At 71.0% G+C, this 16,170-nt stretch carries 19 protein-coding genes and 1 other RNA gene; 11 read left to right on the plus strand and 9 right to left on the minus strand.

Annotated features, from left to right (window positions below; translation table 11 throughout):
* The first annotated feature begins 16 nt into the window (after positions 1 to 16).
* The 6 genes from RM540_RS13925 to RM540_RS13950 all read left to right on the plus strand — a co-directional run bounded on the left by RM540_RS13925 (position 17) and on the right by RM540_RS13950 (position 5,651).
* Complete coding sequence (locus RM540_RS13925) at positions 17 to 784, plus strand: PspA/IM30 family protein (protein ID WP_311665158.1); 768 nt, start codon at positions 17 to 19, stop codon at positions 782 to 784.
* 118 nt (positions 785 to 902) lie between these two features.
* Positions 903 to 1,484 (plus strand): hypothetical protein, encoded by a 582-nt coding sequence (locus tag RM540_RS13930; protein WP_311665160.1) that lies wholly within the window; start codon positions 903 to 905, stop codon positions 1,482 to 1,484.
* A 68-nt stretch (positions 1,485 to 1,552) separates the two neighbouring features.
* Positions 1,553 to 2,464: a hypothetical protein gene (locus tag RM540_RS13935; RefSeq protein WP_311665162.1), complete on the plus strand. Its 912-nt coding sequence runs from the start codon at positions 1,553 to 1,555 to the stop codon at positions 2,462 to 2,464.
* 200 nt (positions 2,465 to 2,664) lie between these two features.
* Positions 2,665 to 3,447 carry an enoyl-CoA hydratase/isomerase family protein gene (locus RM540_RS13940; RefSeq protein ID WP_311665164.1) on the plus strand — a complete coding sequence of 261 codons (783 nt, stop codon included), beginning with the start codon at positions 2,665 to 2,667 and terminating at the stop codon, positions 3,445 to 3,447.
* 39 nt (positions 3,448 to 3,486) lie between these two features.
* Positions 3,487 to 4,755, plus strand: a complete 1,269-nt coding sequence (locus tag RM540_RS13945; RefSeq protein ID WP_311665166.1) for a hemolysin family protein — start codon at positions 3,487 to 3,489, stop codon at positions 4,753 to 4,755.
* Positions 4,756 to 4,841: 86 nt separating this feature from the next.
* The gene (locus tag RM540_RS13950; protein WP_311665168.1) at positions 4,842 to 5,651 is read left to right on the plus strand and encodes a type III pantothenate kinase; all 810 of its coding nucleotides are present in this window, start codon (positions 4,842 to 4,844) and stop codon (positions 5,649 to 5,651) included.
* An 18-nt stretch (positions 5,652 to 5,669) separates the two neighbouring features.
* Here RM540_RS13950 and udk read toward each other — a convergent pair whose 3' ends face one another.
* Genes udk through RM540_RS13965 form a run of 3 tightly spaced genes read right to left on the minus strand, consistent with a single transcriptional unit; the run spans position 5,670 to position 7,614 of the window.
* Positions 5,670 to 6,290, minus strand: coding sequence for a uridine kinase (gene udk, locus RM540_RS13955; protein WP_311665169.1), 621 nt, complete (start codon positions 6,288 to 6,290; stop codon positions 5,670 to 5,672).
* Between the two features lie 58 nt (positions 6,291 to 6,348).
* Positions 6,349 to 7,266, minus strand: a complete 918-nt coding sequence (locus RM540_RS13960; protein ID WP_311665171.1) for a YaaA family protein — start codon at positions 7,264 to 7,266, stop codon at positions 6,349 to 6,351.
* Between the two features lie 36 nt (positions 7,267 to 7,302).
* Complete coding sequence (locus RM540_RS13965; protein ID WP_311665173.1) at positions 7,303 to 7,614, minus strand: YtxH domain-containing protein; 312 nt, start codon at positions 7,612 to 7,614, stop codon at positions 7,303 to 7,305.
* Between the two features lie 800 nt (positions 7,615 to 8,414).
* On the opposite strand from RM540_RS13965, the gene ssrA reads away from it, so the two are divergent.
* Positions 8,415 to 8,790, plus strand: a transfer-messenger RNA (tmRNA) gene (gene ssrA / locus RM540_RS13970).
* 179 nt (positions 8,791 to 8,969) lie between these two features.
* Positions 8,970 to 9,155: a hypothetical protein gene (locus RM540_RS13975; RefSeq protein WP_311665175.1), complete on the plus strand. Its 186-nt coding sequence runs from the start codon at positions 8,970 to 8,972 to the stop codon at positions 9,153 to 9,155.
* Between the two features lie 4 nt (positions 9,156 to 9,159).
* On the opposite strand, the gene RM540_RS13980 is transcribed toward RM540_RS13975, so the two are convergent.
* A complete protein-coding gene (locus RM540_RS13980; protein ID WP_311665177.1) occupies positions 9,160 to 10,077 on the minus strand; it encodes a nucleotidyl transferase AbiEii/AbiGii toxin family protein in 918 nt (305 codons plus the stop codon).
* Positions 10,074 to 10,670, minus strand: coding sequence for a type IV toxin-antitoxin system AbiEi family antitoxin domain-containing protein (locus RM540_RS13985; RefSeq protein ID WP_311665179.1), 597 nt, complete (start codon positions 10,668 to 10,670; stop codon positions 10,074 to 10,076). Before RM540_RS13985 ends, RM540_RS13980 begins: the two co-directional genes overlap by 4 nt.
* Positions 10,671 to 10,840: 170 nt before the next feature.
* Between RM540_RS13985 and RM540_RS13990 the strand changes: the two genes are divergently transcribed.
* From RM540_RS13990 to RM540_RS14000, 3 genes are all read left to right on the plus strand, one after another.
* Positions 10,841 to 11,593, plus strand: coding sequence for a DUF6266 family protein (locus RM540_RS13990; RefSeq protein WP_311665181.1), 753 nt, complete (start codon positions 10,841 to 10,843; stop codon positions 11,591 to 11,593).
* Between the two features lie 113 nt (positions 11,594 to 11,706).
* Positions 11,707 to 11,976: a hypothetical protein gene (locus tag RM540_RS13995; RefSeq protein WP_311665183.1), complete on the plus strand. Its 270-nt coding sequence runs from the start codon at positions 11,707 to 11,709 to the stop codon at positions 11,974 to 11,976.
* 25 nt (positions 11,977 to 12,001) lie between these two features.
* A complete protein-coding gene (locus tag RM540_RS14000) occupies positions 12,002 to 12,919 on the plus strand; it encodes a CHAP domain-containing protein (protein ID WP_311665186.1) in 918 nt (305 codons plus the stop codon).
* A gap of 21 nt (positions 12,920 to 12,940) precedes the next feature.
* Here the strand turns inward: RM540_RS14000 and RM540_RS14005 are convergent, their stop codons facing one another.
* The 4 genes from RM540_RS14005 to RM540_RS14020 are packed head-to-tail and all read right to left on the minus strand — an operon-like array spanning position 12,941 to position 16,120.
* A complete protein-coding gene (locus RM540_RS14005; protein ID WP_311665188.1) occupies positions 12,941 to 13,774 on the minus strand; it encodes a DEAD/DEAH box helicase in 834 nt (277 codons plus the stop codon).
* Positions 13,771 to 14,088: a hypothetical protein gene (locus RM540_RS14010; RefSeq protein ID WP_311665191.1), complete on the minus strand. Its 318-nt coding sequence runs from the start codon at positions 14,086 to 14,088 to the stop codon at positions 13,771 to 13,773. The genes RM540_RS14005 and RM540_RS14010 overlap by 4 nt, the downstream gene beginning before the upstream one ends.
* Before the next feature lie 9 nt (positions 14,089 to 14,097).
* Positions 14,098 to 15,726, minus strand: coding sequence for an ISL3 family transposase (locus RM540_RS14015; protein WP_311665192.1), 1,629 nt, complete (start codon positions 15,724 to 15,726; stop codon positions 14,098 to 14,100).
* A complete protein-coding gene (locus RM540_RS14020; protein ID WP_311665194.1) occupies positions 15,656 to 16,120 on the minus strand; it encodes a helix-turn-helix domain-containing protein in 465 nt (154 codons plus the stop codon). The genes RM540_RS14015 and RM540_RS14020 overlap by 71 nt, the downstream gene beginning before the upstream one ends.
* Between the last annotated feature and the right edge of the window lie 50 nt (positions 16,121 to 16,170).

Here is a 16,170-nt window from a genome sequence, read left to right on the forward strand (position 1 = left end):
CGCCCCGCCCGCCGCTATGTGGAAGCGTTTCACCCGTCTCATCAAGTCCATGTTCGGCGGGGCCGTCTCCGCGATGGAGGACCCCCGGCTGATCCTGGAGCAGAACATCCGGGAGCTGAACGACCAGGTCCCCAAGATGAACGAGAACATCGCGACCGTGAAGGCGAATGCGATGCTGCTCCAGAAGGAGCACCGGAAGTACACGGCCGAGCAGCAGGCGCTGACGAACAAGATCAAGGCCGCCATCAACGCCGGCCGCGACGACATCGCGCAGCGTTACGCCGTCCAGCTCCAGTCGACCAAGGAGGCCCAGGCGCGGACCGGCGAGCAGCTCGAGTTCGCCGAGCAGGCCTACGAGAAATCGCTCCAGGTCAAGAAGGCGTTCATGCGCGAGCGCGAAAAGAAGATCTCCGAGGCCAAGGAGGCCCTCCGCACGCACGAGCGGGCCAAGTGGCAGGCGAAGATCGCCGACACGCTCGAGCAGTTCGAGGTCGCCGGCGTCGACCAGACGCACTCCGAGATGATCCGGCGCGTGAACGAGCAGTCGGCCAAGAACGAGGCGCGCATGGAGATGGCCCTCGACTCGGTCGACACCGAGGCCATGCAGATCGAGGAGGACGCGCAGGAGCTCCAGGGCGCCGAGCTCGTCAAGCAGTTCAAGCTGGAGATGGGCGTGTCTGAATCGCCCGCCCGCGAGTCCGCGCCCGCCCCGGCCCTCCAGATCCCCGACGAGCCCGCCCCGGCCGAGCGCACCGCCGGCCGCGACCGGACGCGGACGGAGTAGCAAGAGGGATCGTAGGGATAGGGAATGGAGGGATAGGCAAACGTTGCCCTCGACCGCCCCGCCCCGCTCCCCCTCTGCTCATCCCTTTGTCCCTCGTATCCCCCATCCCTCCCCCACCATGTCCCCCGAAGAGTTCGAGCGGCTGAAGGCCGAGGAGAAGGCCCACCTCCGCAAGCTCCGCGACCTCAAGCAGACCTACCGCGGGCTCCAGAGCAAAAAGTCCACGGCCGACGCTCTCAACGAGATCCAGAACTCCGACGTCGCCGACGAGACCGACCGGCTGACGCAGGAGATGCTCCGCGAGTCGGCCCAGCAGGAGGCGCGGCTCGAGCTGGCCCTCGAAGGGCAGGCCCCGCAGACCGGCAACGTCGAGGACCTCGACCGCGACGACCTCGCCAAGGCCGAAGCCGAGGCGCTCGTCAAGCAGATGAAGGCGGCCATGGGCGGGGCGCTCCCCGACGAGCCCACGCCCAACCTGGCCATCGACCCCGCCCGGAACCCGGACAGCCCGTTCGTCACCGACCCGAACGAGTCGCACGGCCAGCGCCCGGCCCACCCCGCCGGCCCGACCGGCGAGCCCATCCCGCCTGACGACGCGGGGCGGGGCGGGGCGGACAAGACGATCGGGCGCGCCCCGCTCGCGGGCGACCCGCCGCCGACCGACCGCGACGGCAAGACCATCGGCCGCTCAAAATCCTAGTTGCGTGTTCCGTGTTGCGTCTCTCCTAGCGGACGCCACACACGGAACACGAGACACGTAACAGCCCGATGCCCGACGAGCCGATCAACTTTACGAAGGAGGCGTTCATGAGCCCGGTCAACCTGGGCTTCTTGATCCTCGCCCTCGTCGTCGCGCTCCTCGCGGGCGGGGTGACGGCGAACGTGCTCCTCGTGTTCGCGGCGGCGGCCGAGCTGCTGTACCTGGGGACCGTCCCCCGCAACGACCGCTACCGGCGGGCCGTCCGCGCGCGGAAGATCGGGGAGCGCCGGAAGGAGCCCCGCGACCGCGACGTGTTCCGCACGCTCGCCAAGGACGACCAGAAGCGGTACGTCCGGTTCCGCAACATGGAGAAGGCGATCAAGGACAACTACGCCAAGCTCCCGTACTCCAGCCAGGGGCTCCTCGACGCCCACCTCCAGAAGCTCGACGGGTTGTTGGACGCCCACCTCAACCTGCTCCAGCTCAAGGAGCGCTACGTCCAGTTTGCCCGGCGGACCGGCGAGGCCGACATCGTCGACGCCATCTCCGGGCTCCGCCACGAGATGCAGGGCGACCCGCCCCGCGTGCGTGCCATCAAGGAGCGGCGGCTCGTGATCCTGGAAAAGCGGCTCGACCGATTCAAGAAGGCCGGCGAGAACCTGGCCATCATCGAGGCCCAGCTCGAGACCATCGAGGACGTGACGCGCTACGTCTACGAGCAGTCGCTGACGATGCAGAACCCGGAGGAGGTCTCGTTCCAGCTTGACACGCTGATGTCGGAGGTCGAGGAGACGCAGCTCTCGATGGAGGCCATCGAAGACTCGCTCGGGACGAGCGGCCTGACGGAGCTGGACCTGGAGGCGTTCGACGCCTCGCCGGCCGGCAAGGTCGGCCGGATCGACGCCGGCCTCCTCGACGACATTGACAGCCTCTCCGAGCCGCCGCCCACGTCCGAACGCCGCCGCTCGCGCGAGCGGTAGACGGGAGACGGGCGGGGTGGCCAGCTCGACCGCCCCGCCCCGCCCGGCGATGACCACGTGCCCGGAGACCGCTGCGCCCCCCCAGGGCGGGGCGGTGTCCGTAACCTCTCCGCCGCCGTCCACGGGCGGGGCGGCCGCACTCAGCGCGACCCCGAACCGGAAGGATTCGTCACCCTGTACCCGTCACCCATCTCTCAACCGTGCCCGACTTTCAGACCCTCCAGACCGAGACGGACGCCGACGGCGTGCTCACGATCACGCTCGACCGGCCGGACGCGCTCAACGCGCTCAGCCAGCAACTCGTGGCCGAACTGAGCAAGGCGCTCCGCCTCGCGCGCCAGGACAGCGTCCGCGGCGTCGTGATTACGGGGGCGGGCGAGAAGGCGTTCGCGGCCGGCGCCGACATCGGCGAGTTCGCAGGCATGGAGCCGCTCGACGCCCACCGCTTCGCCGCGCGCGGGCAGGCCGTGTTCAGCGGCATCGAGAGCACGCCGAAGCCAGTCGTGGCCGCCGTCAACGGGTTCGCGCTGGGCGGCGGGTGCGAGCTCGCCATGGCGTGCCACCTCCGGGTGGCCTCCGAGACGGCCCAGTTCGGGCAGCCCGAGGTGCAGCTCGGGCTCATCGCTGGGTACGGCGGGACGCAGCGGCTCCCGCGCCTCGTCGGCCGCGGCATCGCGACCGAGATGCTGCTGACCGGCGACCGGGTCTCGGCGCAGCGGGCGTACGAGATCGGCCTAGTCAACCGTGTGGTGCCGGCTGAGGAGCTTATCCCGACGGCCAAGCAGTTCGTGCTCACGATCGCCTCGAAGGCGCCCGTCGCCGTGGCCATGACGCTCCAGGCGCTCCGCGCGGCGGACCTCCCGCTCCCGCAAGGGCTTCAGCAGGAGGCCGCGCTCTTCGCCCAGTGCGCGGCGACCGAAGACTTTGCCGAGGGCGTGGGCGCGTTCCTCAACCGCGAGACGCCGCAGTTCCAGGGCCGGTAGCGCTGGGGGCGCCCGCCCCCCGCCCCGCCCCGACGCCTTATGTCGCCCACCGCTCAGATCCTGCTCATCGGGCTCATGCTCCTCCTGAGCGCGTTCTTCTCCGGCTCGGAGATCGCGTTCGTGACGGCGAACCGGCTCAAGACCGAGGTCCGAGCTCGGCAGTCGGGGTGGGTCGGCCGCGTGGTCCAGGACTTCCTGGCCGACCCCGGTACGTTCCTCACGACGACGCTCGTAGGCAACAACGTGGCCCTCGTCGTCTACTCGACGCTCATGAGCTTGGCGCTCGAAGGGCCGCTCCGGGCGTTCTTCGCCGGGACGCTCGGGATGGCCGACCCGACCGGGACCGTCCTCCTGACGCAGACGGTGATCGCGGCGCTCGTGGTCCTCGTCGTCGGCGAGGTGATCCCGAAGTCGCTCCTTCGGCAGCCGGCGGGCGGGGTGGTCTTCGCGCTCGCCACCCCGCTCTGGGTCACGTACTGGGTGTTCTGGCTCCCGATCAAGCTGGCGGGGTGGGTCTCGGGCGGGCTCGTTCGCCTCGTCGGCGGCGAGCCCGACACGCTCCAGCAGTTCCTGCGGCGCGACTTCGAGCTGGTCATCCGCGAGAGCCGCGAGACGGGCACGCTCGACCTGGACGAGGAGGGCTCGGAGATCCTCTCGAACGTGTTCGAGCTCCGCAGCCTCCGCGTCAAGGACTCGATGGTGCCGCGGACCGAGATCGTGGCCGTCGAGGAAGGGGCGAGCCTCGCGGCCGTCCGCCAGACGTTTATCGAGACGGGCTTTAGCCGGCTCCCCGTCTACCGCGAGAACGTGGACCGGATCGTCGGCGTGGTCCTCGCGCACGACCTGTTCCACGCGCCGGACTCGCTGGCGGCCATCCTCCGCCCCGCCCGCATGGTGCCCGAGTCGAAGCCGGCCCGCGACCTCCTGTTCGACTTTCTCCAGGGCGGCTCCACGATGGCCGTGGCCGTCGACGAGTACGGTGGGACGGCCGGCGTGGTCACGATCGAAGACCTGCTGGAAGAGCTGTTCGGCGACATCCGCGACGAGCACGACGCCGCCGCCGCCCCGGTCCGCCGGATTGACGAGCGGACGGTCCACGTCCACGGCCGGGTTGAGTTGGAAGACCTGGAGGCCGAGTCCGGCGTCGTCCTCCCCGCCGGCGACTACGACACCGTTGCCGGCTACCTGCTCGCGCACGTCGGGAGCGTCCCCCCGGAGCGCGAGGTGTTCGAGTTGGACGGACACCGTTTTACGGTTCTGACGGCGAGTCCGAGCCGGATCGAGACGGTCCGCATCCAGAGGCTGTAGACCCGCTGCGCGTGCAGGACATGGGAACGGGAAGGGCGTGGAGCCGACCACCCCGCCCACGTGATGGCCGTGGCGGACACATGACTATGAGGACCGCCCCGCCCCTCTCTCTGCCCCATTCCCAGTTCTCCGTTCCCATTTCCTCTCTCCCCCCCTTCCTCGCCCTCGACGCCGGCAACTCGTCCGTCAAGGCCGGCGTGTGGGCGGGGCGGTGGGTCCGCGTCGAGCGGTGGCCCTCGGACGGTGCCCCGCCCGAGGTGTGGGCGGGGCGGTTCCGGGACCTGTCGCCTTGCGCGTCCGCCGTCGGGATCGCCTCGGTCGTCCCCGCCCTGACGCCCGCGCTCGCGGAGGCGGCGGAGGCCGCGTGGTCCGCCCCGCCCGCTGTCGTGTCGGCGGCGCTCCCGCTCCCCTTCCGCCTCGCCTACCAAACGCCCTCGACGCTCGGGGCCGACCGGCTGGCAGCGGCGGCGGCCGCGTGGGCGCTCGTGGGCGGCCAGCGGCCAGTGGTGGCGCTCGACGCCGGCACCGCCGTCACGCTCGATGTCGTGAGCGCGGAGCCGGCCTACCTGGGCGGCGCCATCCTCCCCGGCCCCGACCTCCTGCGCCGCTCGCTCGCCCGCGGCACGGGCCAGCTCCCGGACATTGCATGGGCCGCCCCGCCCGAGCCCGTCGGCGCGTCGACGGCCGAGTCGATCCAGGCCGGACTCACGGCGGCGCTCGTGGGCGGGGTGGAGCGGCTCCTGCGCCAGACGGCCGAGGCGCTTGGCGCCCGCCCCGCCCTCGTCGTGACCGGCGGGTGGGGGCCGTGGATGGCCGAGCGCGTGCCGGGCGTCGACCGCGTCGAACCCCACCTCGTGCTCGACGGCGTGCGCCTCTTGACCGCCCCGCCCCAGTAGGCTGCCCGGGCGGGGCGGCTAGTGGTCGAGGTCCAGGAGCGACTGGACGCGCGCGAGGACCATGTCGATGGCTACCTCGTTGCGGCCGCCGCGCGGGATGATGACGTCGGCGTGGCGCTTTGAGGGCTCGACGAATTCGAGGTGCATCGGGCGCACCGTCCGCCGGTACTGGTCGAGCACGGACTCGACGGAGCGGCCGCGCTCGTGGAGGTCCCGCTCGATCCGCCGCATGAGGCGGACGTCGGGGGCCGCGTCGACGTAGAGCTTGACGTCCATGCGGACGCGGAGCGCGGGCTCGGCGAGCACGAGGATGCCGTCGACCAGGATGACGGGGCGGGGCTCGACCGTCTCCGTCTCCTCCAGCCGCCGGTGCGTCTCGAAGCTGTACGTCGGCTTCTGGACGGGCTCTCCGGCGAGGAGCCGGTCGAGGTGGTCGACCAGGAGGTCGGACTCCAGCGCGTCCGGGTGGTCGAAGTTGAACCGCGCCCGCTGGTCCGGCTCGAGGTGCGCGAGGTCGTGGTAGTACGCGTCGTGGTCGAGCAGCGCGATCCGCCGCGGCCCGAACCGCTCCATCACGCGGCGCTGGACCGTCGTCTTCCCCGACCCTGACCCGCCCGCAATACCGATGACGACGGACACGGGCGGGGCGGCGGAAGGGGCGGGGCGGTAGAGCGGGCGGGGCGGCGGAACGGGCGACCTAGTCGTCGTCCTCGTCGCGCTCGCGCGCCGCCTTCGCTGCGGCGGCCTCGGCCTCCTCCTGCGCCCGCGCCTTCCGCCGGGCCTTCCGCCGGGCCTCCCACCCCGGGCTCGACACCATGACGACGGTCCCGCCCCCAGACTCGTCGATCTCGGACCCGTCGTGGTCTACCTCGTATCCGTCCGGCGCCTCCCACTCTTCGAGGGCTTCGACGCCGTCGGCCGTCTCGTTGACGATGAACGCGACGAGGGCGCCGCGCAGCTCTTTGACGCCGTGGGAGACGGCGGTCCGCTCGCCGCTCTCGTCTTCGCGGTAGAACTTGAGCCGGATCATCCGGGCGTACGTCCCCGCGTCGTCCCATGCCGCCTCGTGCGTGCCGGAGAGGAGGTTCCAGACCGCCTGCCCCTTGAGGAGCGCGTTGAGGTGATCCGAGAGCACCGGCCGCCAGTAAGACGCCACCTTGCCCAGGTCGCCCACCTTGGCGTCCATCCGCAGACGGTAGTTCGGGATCAGGTCGTCGGGGCGGAGCAGCCCGAACAGACCGGAGAAGATGACACCGTTCTCCAGCAGGCGACGTTGGGACCCCGTCGGGAGGCCTGCAAAGTCCATCGCGGCGTACATCACGCCCGGGCTGTACCGATCGACGGCCGCCATGAGCGGGCTCCGGTAAATGTCCCGGTTGATCGCGACGGCCTCCTCTAGCGTATCCCCCTTGACTCCGAGCAGCGCCCCGAGCTCCTTCTCGGTGGCCTCCTCCATCTGCGTTTGGAGAGCGTCGATCAGCGCGCGCCTTTCGGGGTTCAGCTCGGAAAAGTAGTTGAACGTGTTCGACGAGCGGTAGTCGAACATGTCGGGCGCGAGCGGGTTGCCGCCGGCCTCTTTACCCTCCGCGCTGGGAAGGAGGATGGAAAAACGCACGTGTGGGGGCGGGGTGAGGGCGGGGCGGGTTCGACGTTACGAGGACCGTCCCTTTCGGGCCTGCATGATGAGGGCGTCGGCCTCGCTTAGCAGGCTCTCCGCCTGCCTGCGGGCATCGGACACGATGTCGTCGGCCCGCTGGCGGGCGTCCGTGGGCACGTCGGCGCCGTCGAGCCGGTCCACGAGACCCGCCAGGTCGCTGGCCCATCGGTCAAGGAGGTAGGCCGCGCGACGACGGAGCTGGCGCCCCTCGTTGGGGGCCAGGAGGAGGCCAAAGGCTACGCCCGAGGTTCCTCCGACGAGGAACCCCCAGACGGCGGCACGGACAGACCGGCTACGCTGACTCATGGAGACGGAGAGCGAGGAGGGGCGGGGTGGGGCACTCGCAGCAAGGCCTCCCCTGCACGTGGGACGCCCGGCTCGGCCTAGAGGCCGGCGCACCGTGGCGCGGCCGGCCGCAGCCGAACGCGTCCGGTACCGCCCGCCGACCGGGGTGCTACCGGCCCTTCTTCTTGTGCCGGTTCTTGCGGAGGCGCTTTTTCCGCTTGTGAGTGGCGATCTTGTGGCGCTTGCGCTTACGTCCGCTGGGCATAGGGACTGGGAGTTGGTGGGCGTTCGAACACGAACAGAGACCTCAAAGTAACGCTAGCACGTCGGCTTTCGCCGAAATGCGCGGGACTCGGTGCAGGCTTCATACGAGACGTAGCTACCGCCGCCCGGTTCGGACGTCCTGGCGAATCCGTTCTCTAACACACCGAAGACGCGGGGCGTCTCCGATCGGCCACACAGCCGTCCAGGATCAGAGACGCTTCGCCACCGCAACTCTGCCCCTCCGTGCGCCCAGGGGGAACGCGGGAGAGACTATGGAGCGGGGACAACGGTTGGCATGCGCATTGCCGTAGGTCCGGTACGTCCGTGAGTCGTGCACAGCACGGCGGGGACGTTGAAGAGCGATGCCAGTGCGCATAGCGGCCCGAAAACGGGTCCGCGCACGTCGGGCGGACACGCACGGGTGAGCGTGTCCGCCCGGCTTCGTTCTGTGCGGTCGCACCGGTGGCGGAGCGGCCGTGAAGTGGGCGGGGTGGAGACTGAGGAGTCTCGGTCGTACGTTGTCCCCTCTGCCTGGCTTCGGCGAGGCGCTGTTCCTTGGGGATGACTTGGTTTCGACGAGAGACGTGTGCGGCGAGCTGCGCGCCGGGTGGTGTCCGATACGCCCGTGACACCCATCGGACCGCACTTGTAGCTGCGAACGACTACTCCTACTCGCTGGCCGCGTAAACACGCCGCTAGCTGTCTCGCACAGTGGGTGCTCACTGTCGCTGTGCGAGACACCGACTAGAGTGAGCTGGTCCCGGAGGCTCCGGCTGAGCCGAACGGACGAGAACCAACCAGCCTGCGTTTGACCGGAAGCCCGTCGGCGGGCCACGCCGGACAAGCAAAGACCTTTAAAGCGCCGACTACGCGTGTAGACGCTCGGACTGTAGCGTTTCTCGGACCCGGGTTCGACTCCCGGCATCTCCACAACAGACCGCCCCTTTTCGGCCATTGAAGCCGAGGAGGGGCGGTTCTAGTTTGGGCACTGCCGGAAACACTGCCGGATTTTTCCGCTGTGCCCACTTTGGCCCCCTTCCCCCACTCCGGGCGGCCCGCCCGTCACGCTCCCCGACGCCGCCGCGCTGGCGGAGGCGCTGGGTGACGCGCGCGTGGCGAAGGCGCTCCGGCTCGCGCTCCGCGACGCCGAGCTCCGACGCCGGTTCGAGATGCTCCGCCAGTCGGGCCAGACCGTCGAGGCGTCGGTGGCCGAGTTGCTCGGACCGCACGAAGATGACGAGGGCCGGCCGTACTACCTCAGCGAGGAGCGGGTCCGGACCGTGGTCTACCGGAAGTAGCCCTCTACCCCTCCTTCAGCCATGGGCCGCCGGGTGGCCAGTGGGCGTCGAGTGAGGGTTCGCGCCGGGCCGCGTCGAGTACGGGGAGCAGGAAGACGCGGAGGACGCCGACGACCTCGGCCAGCGTGGCCTCGTCGCTCAGCCGGCCGCGACGCACGAACGCGCGCCACTGCGTCTGCTTCCCGGTATCGGCGGCGAACTCGTTGGTGAGCGCCAGCGGGGCCGCGTGGGGGACGGGGGTCCCGCGCCGCTCGAACGTGGCGCGGACGGCCTCGGTGAGCGTGGGGCCGTCGAAGGCGTCGTGGCGGGCGAGGTGCCAGACGTCGTAGAAGTCCTTCATCCGGCTGTTGAGGATGCCGAGGGCGACCATCGCCTGGAGCTTCTCGGCGACGACGGTCTCCTTCGGGTAAGCTCGGAGCGTGGGCGGCGGGGCGTCGAGGAGCGTAGGGAAGGTGGCCTCCTCCGCCTCGGGCGTGACGGCGTCGCCGAACCCGACGTCGATCTTGAGGCGGACGCGGGCGTTGCCGACGCGGGCCTCGGCGCTCACGCGGACGCCCTCGTACTCCTGCTCCTCCCGGATGAGATCGCCCCGCACGGTACCGGAGTCGAACGTCACGCCGTCGTCCTCCACCTCAACGGTGAGGACCTCGCGGACGGCCCGTTCCACGTCGGCGATGGCGCTGGGGCCAGAGCCGAGGAGATCGAGGTCGCGCGTCGTCCGGTGGAGGTCGCCCTCCCACAGCACGAACAGCATCGCGCCCTTAACGACGAACCGCTCGCGGTGGGGGGACTGCCCCAGCCGGTAGAGGAAGCGCTCCAGAACGTAGCGGGTGAGGAGCGCTTGGAAGCCCCCGCCCTCGGCGCGGGCACGGTTGAGGAGCCGTTGGCGGACGGACGCGGCCTTGCTCGACTCTGCACTCATGCGACGGCCTCGAGATAGGGGCGAATCACGGTCGAGACGCGGCAGACCTGGGCGGCCCGCCAGAGCGCGTCCGCATCGAAGCCGTCGCTCCGACGGTAGTCCCGGAGGGCCTCGATGGCGACGTCGAGTCCGACCCGGCTTCGGTACTTGAAGCAGTCGGCGACGGTCTTCGCCGCGCCATAGACCTTGACGTCGACGCCCTCGACCTCGTGGGCCTCGACGCCGTGGGCGAACGCCTGGCCGGACATGTAGACGACGCGGAGCGGGATGGCCTCGGGCTCGGGCCGCCACGCCTTGTTCTCGATGGCGACCCACACGTCGAACGGGTCCTGCGTGGTGAAGTCGTGGAACCGGAGGGCCGAGAGGAGGCAGACGACGCCGTGGGGGACCCGACGGGCGGCCTCGACGAGCGTGTGGTACTCGGAGACGTCGGCGTCGGCGAGGACGTAGAGGCCGCGCCCAACGCGCTCGAGCACGCCCCGGCGGTGGAGACGGGCGAGGGTCTGGCGGGGGATGCCGAGCGGAGCGAGGTCCTTCGGGCGGAGGACGCCTCGCTGGCGGGCGAGGTCGAGGAGTTGGTCGGCGTGCGTCACGAAGTCTAGGTACTTGGCTTCAGGTACCGAGGAAATGTAACAACCACGCCCCCTCGTGTCTTCGGCTAACCCACCTCGCGGTGTCGCTGGGCGCTCCCGAGGTTGGGAAGACGACCTGGACGGCCACGGAGCCGACGCCGAGGTTGAGGACTCACCCCCCAGACAGACCCATGGCCATTCTCGATCGAGGCATCCTCGGCGGCGGCCGGAACGCCGTCGGCACCGTCGTCATGACCAAGTGGCGCGGGAAGGACGTGATCCGCTCCCGCGTGACGCCCGCCAACCCCCAGACCGCCGCGCAAACGACCCAGCGCGACCTGTTCGCCCAGCTCACCCGGGCCGGCTCGTCTCTCATGGACGCGTTCGTCCGCCCGTACTGGCGCCGGTTCGAGCGGTCGGGCCGGAACGCGACGACGGCGTTCAACGAGTTCGTCCGCGCCAACGTCCGCATCATGCGCTCCGACGCCGTGGCCGGCGAGCCGGCCGGCACGTTCGACGCGGCGCAGATGCTCCTCACGCGGGGCGGGCTCGCGCCGGCCGAGCCGACGGCGCTCGCCGACGACGGCGCGGGCGACACGCTCGTGACGTGGGACGTGGCCGGCGGGCAGCCGGACGACGCGATTGCGGTCGTCGTGGCCGGGCCGGACGGCGCGGCGCAGGACGTGCTGACCGGCCTCACGCGGGCCGACGGCCAGGCGGCGCTCGGCGTCCCGTTCGCCGACCGGGCCATGTACGCCGTCCACGTCGTGCCGTACCGGCCCGTTGCCGGCGGCGACCCGAAGCTGGCCTTCCACGGGTCGGTCCGCTACGACGCCGACGCCGCGGCCGACGTCGTCGTGACGGGCGCCGAGAAGCGGGCCGCGTTCCAGGCCGGCGGCGGCGACGCAGGCCCGGTCCCGGACGAGGCCGGCGCGCTCGTCTAACCCCGGGCTCACCCGAGGCGCCGGCCTTGCTCTCGCTCGTTCCGACCGTCCTCCGGTAGGAGTTGGTCAGGAGCGAACTGGGAGCGGGGCCGGCGCCGTCTCCGACCGGACCGATGGACTCCCACGCTCAGACCCCGCCCGTCGAGGGCTGGCTCGCCCGGAACGCGCTCCACCTCGTCGTGGCCCTCCTCGTCGCGCTCTTCGGGTGGAGCGCGAACCGGACGCTCGACGGGGTGGCCGAGGACATCGCCGTGAACACGGCCCGGCTCGAGCGGCTGGCCGAGTCGCTCGGCGGCGTGCTCGTGGACCAGGCGAGCCAGGAGCGGCGGATCGAGCACGTCGAGCGCCGGCTGGACCACCTTGAGGCCCGGCTCGACCGCTGACCTCTCACTCGACCCCCTGAGACCGATGAAGGCCGAGAAGTTCTTGACCGCGCTGCTCCTCGCAACCGGCACGGCCGTCTACGCCACGTTCACCGACGGGGGCGACGGGGCCGTGACCCCGATCGAGCTCTCGGGCTTCGCAGCGGGTCTCCTGAAAGCCGCCCTGGCCGTCGGGCTGTTCTGGGCGTTCGACCGGTACGTCTTGGACGAGATCGACACGGTGGCGGAGCTGAAAGCGGGGAACGTGGCGTACGCGCTCGCGCTCCTCGCGCTGGCGGTGCTCCTCGCGGCGACCGTGGCCACGGCACAGCCGGCGGTTACGCTGCCCACTGCGACGGAGACAGATGGCGAGGCGGCGTGCCGGTGCGTCTGCTCGTGCACGCCGCCAGCGGGCGGACGGGCAGAGCGAGGTCCCTCCGAGGTCGTGCGCGCGCGGCCGGCCCACCTCGACACGGCGCTCGCCTACCTCGGGACCGTCGAGCGGGGCAGGAACAATCGGGGGCCGCGGGTCGAGCGGTTCCTCGGGTCGGTCGGGCTCGGGCCGGGGAATCCGTGGTGCGCGGCCTATGTCAGCTACGTGCTCGACGTGGCGGGCGTCCGGGCGCCGCTCGATGGGCGGCGGCGCGTGATCCGGTCGGGGCTCGCGGCCCGGTTCATCACGGCCCGGTCGATCCGGGCGAGCGAGGCGCTCCGGGGCACGAAGAAAGTGCCGTCGGGGGCCGTCGTGGTGTGGCGGAAGGGAAACGGACCGTACGGGCACGCGGGGTTCGCGGTGACCTGGGACGGCGCGAGTGGCGAGACGGTCGAGGGCAACACGTCGTCTGGCCAAGCGGGGAGCCAGCGCGATGGGGATGGCGTGTGGCGGCGCGAGCGGCGGATCACGCCCGGGAGCTACTTCCGGATCGTCAGCTTCACGCCAGTCGATCCGGCGTATTGGCGATGACCAGGAACAGGATGACGGCTGTCAGCCTGTTGATACGGCGAGTGAGGTGTCTGGGCCCACGCCGTTTGCAACCCCGTCGCAGGCGCGAAGCCTCGCACACGCTACGAGGTCTCGCAGGGCGCCTCCCGTCTCTCGGCAGGCACCCTCGTCGCCGACCACGTGGAGGCCCGCTCGCGCGCGGGTCACCGCGACGTTGAGCAGATTGACCTCGCCGCTAACCCAAGAAGCGGAACCAGGCCAGATGCCTAATGCGACGACGGATGAGAGGAGCATGACGTCTCGCTCGTCGCCCTGGAAGGCGTGAGCCGCCCCGACGGTTGGGGGCGGGCGGGAAGCCCATAGATCGAGCCGGCGCACTCGGTCGCGGATCGCATCCGCCTGGGGTCGGAACGGCGTCACAATTCCGATCGAGAGGTCCGTGTTGGCGAGGTGGCCCGCAGCCGACCACTCTGTGAGGAGACGGATGATGGCGTCGATCTCGGCATCGTTGATCCAACTCGACCGGACGCGACGGGCCTGGCCAGCGACGTGGTGCCAGACGAGGCCGTGGAGTGGCGGGGGGATGCGGGCTGTGTACTGCTCGGGAGTGGTCCGCACGAGGAGTTGGTCCCGCCCCTTGTAGACGGCACGCGCAGGGAACGCCACGATCTCGGGGTGGCACCGGTAGTGCTCGCGGAGAAAGACGCGATGGCCTCCGGCTTCGGAGAGGGCCGCCTCGGCGGCGTCGTAGGTCGAGTTCCGAACGTAAGAGAGGCGAGGGAGCAGGTCCGTGACCCCTGCCCGCTTGGCGAACCGAGCTTCCGCTTCCTCGCCGACGGACGTGATGTGGCGGAGCTGGTACGGGTCCCCGATCACGACGGCCCGGCGGGCCCGGTAGAGGAGGGCACGGCGGAGGCGAGGTCGCACTGGCTCGCCTCGTCGATGACGACGAGGTCGAAGAGGGCGGGCTGGAGGGGGAGGGCGTTTCGGACGGAGAGGTTGTTGACCGCCCAGACCGGGAACAGGCGCGCCGCCCGCTGTTGCGCGCTCGTCAGCTTCTTGACTGCTGCCGGGAATCCGTAGTCCTTGACGAGCTTCCAGAACGCGCTGACGGTCCCGAAATAGCCGTTGAGGGCAGACTTGGTCTCGGGGACATCTGATCCTGACCCGGTGTAGCGGCTCTCCCGCACTTTGTGTGATCACGCCGAGCACAGGACGCGCTTGCGGAGCAGGTCGAAGCCGGCCCGGCCGTACATCTGGCGCTTGAGCATCTTCAGCCGGTTGATCTGACCCTCCGCCTGACCGCTGCTCCACGGCTCGTCCAGCGCGGCGCGGACGGCGGCGTAGTCCCGACGCAAGCCGTCCGAGAAGGTCGCCAGCGCGGAGATCCCGCTCGTGCGGCTCGCCTCCAGCCAGCCGTCGAGGTCGTCCGGCCGCTTCTCGCGCACCATCCGGTTGTACAAGCGCGCGAGATCGTGGAGACGTGCGACCTCCGTGTCCTGTCGGACGTGGGCGAGCACGGCCGTCTCCGATGCGTCGAGCGCTTCAGGGTCGCGGACGAGCAGCCAGGCCAGCTTCCGCGTCGACGGCAGACGTCCGCGGCGCGGTGCGCTCTCGACCGGCTCGCGGAGCCCCGTCAGGTACTTGCGGGGCGTTCGGGGGTGGGGCTCGGTCCGGCGGCCCTGCGCCCAGCGCGAGACCGGGCGCGATGACCTGGAGTAGCCGAGCGCTCCGATCTCGCGGTAGAGCACGAGCGCGCTCCGCTCGCCCTCCGCCCACCGCGCGTTGAGGTGCTCCTGATAGGGCGCCAGGACGCTCGGCGGCACCGAGTGGCGTCCGCGCTCAGGGAACGCGTCGGCGGCGAGGTACTTGGCTACGGTCTTGCGGTCGATCCGGAGCGCGTGGGCGATCTGGAGCGCGTTGAGGCCGTCCTCGGCGTGGAGCCGTCGGACCTCGACGTATCGGGCGTGGTGCCGGTCGCGACTGGCGGCCGACGCCGCCCGCTCGGCGGCCGTCCGTCGTCCAGGCTGGTACTCCGATGCCGGAAGGCTCTCTACTCCTGGAAGCGTCCTCAGCCGCCCGCGGACGCTCGTCAGGTGCCGGACGAGCACCTGGCGGAGATTGTGCAGCAGGTGCCACCGGTCCGCGACCTGGGCCGCGTCGGGCGCCCCCTCAGAGACCGCACGGGCGTACTCGGTCGAGCGGTCGCGTGCGACGACCTCGACGCCGGGGTGATCGCGGAGCCACGCCGAGACAGCCGTCGACGTCCGGTCTGGTAGCAAATCGACAGGACGGCGCGTCTCCAGGTCGATGAGGATCGTGCCCCACGAGCGGCCCTTGCGCCATGCCCAGTCGTCGAGGCCGAGCACGCGGGGCGTCTCGGCCTCGGGCACCGGGTGCCGGTGGAGGAGCCGGAGGACGGTGTCGGGGCTCGTCGGCATCCGCAGGTCACGGAGCAGCCGTGCGCCCGGCTCGGCCCCCGTCGCGAGTCCGGTGCGGACCTGCGACGCGGCCAGGCGGTCCGTCCGCCGGGCGTGGCGGGCGACGAGATCGGGGAACGGCTCGGCGAACGTCCGTCGCGGACAGGCCTCGCTCAGGCAGCGGAACCGTCGGACTCGGAGGCGCAGCCCGACGGCTCGGTCGCTGACGGGCAGGTCCGCCGGCGAGCGGGTGTAGAGGCCGTGGACGCGCCGCGAGCGGTGGCCGCACCCCGGGCAGACGGCGCTGCGGGCCTTGCTGCTCGCGTCGACGGTGAGGTCAGACGGGTCGGCCTGGACGGCGTCGAGGCGGCAGCCGGGGATGCGGAACGGGACGACGGAGGCGGCCATGCAGAGGCGGGCGGGTGAGCCTGCCCGAACGATCCCGTCGGAGCGCGACGCCGTCCGCGATCACACAAAGTGCGGGAGAGCCCGCCAGCCGGGTCAACTCCGCCTCGCCGCGCCCGCCGAGGGCGCGGGCGTAGACGCGGTCGGGCCGCTTGCGCTCGACGGCGGCGTCGAGCCCCCCGGTGACGAACCGCTTGCGGACGCGCTGCACGGTGGCGGCGCAGAGGTCGAGGGCCTCGGCGACGCGGGCGTCGCCCCAGGCGGGGCCGTCGGCATCGGTCTTGAGGAGCACGCGGGCGCGAGCGATGGCGCGGGCCGGGGCGGTGCCACGGCTAACGAAGAGGCGGAGGGCCTCGCGGTCGTCGTCGGAGAGGCGGACGGTGTAGCGGGCGGACATGAGCGTACGGGAAGCGAGCGTCCAACATAACCCATCAGACTTGACGCTTT

This window comes from Rubrivirga litoralis (assembly GCF_031846415.1).
Taxonomy (GTDB): domain Bacteria; phylum Bacteroidota; class Rhodothermia; order Rhodothermales; family Rubricoccaceae; genus Rubrivirga; species Rubrivirga litoralis.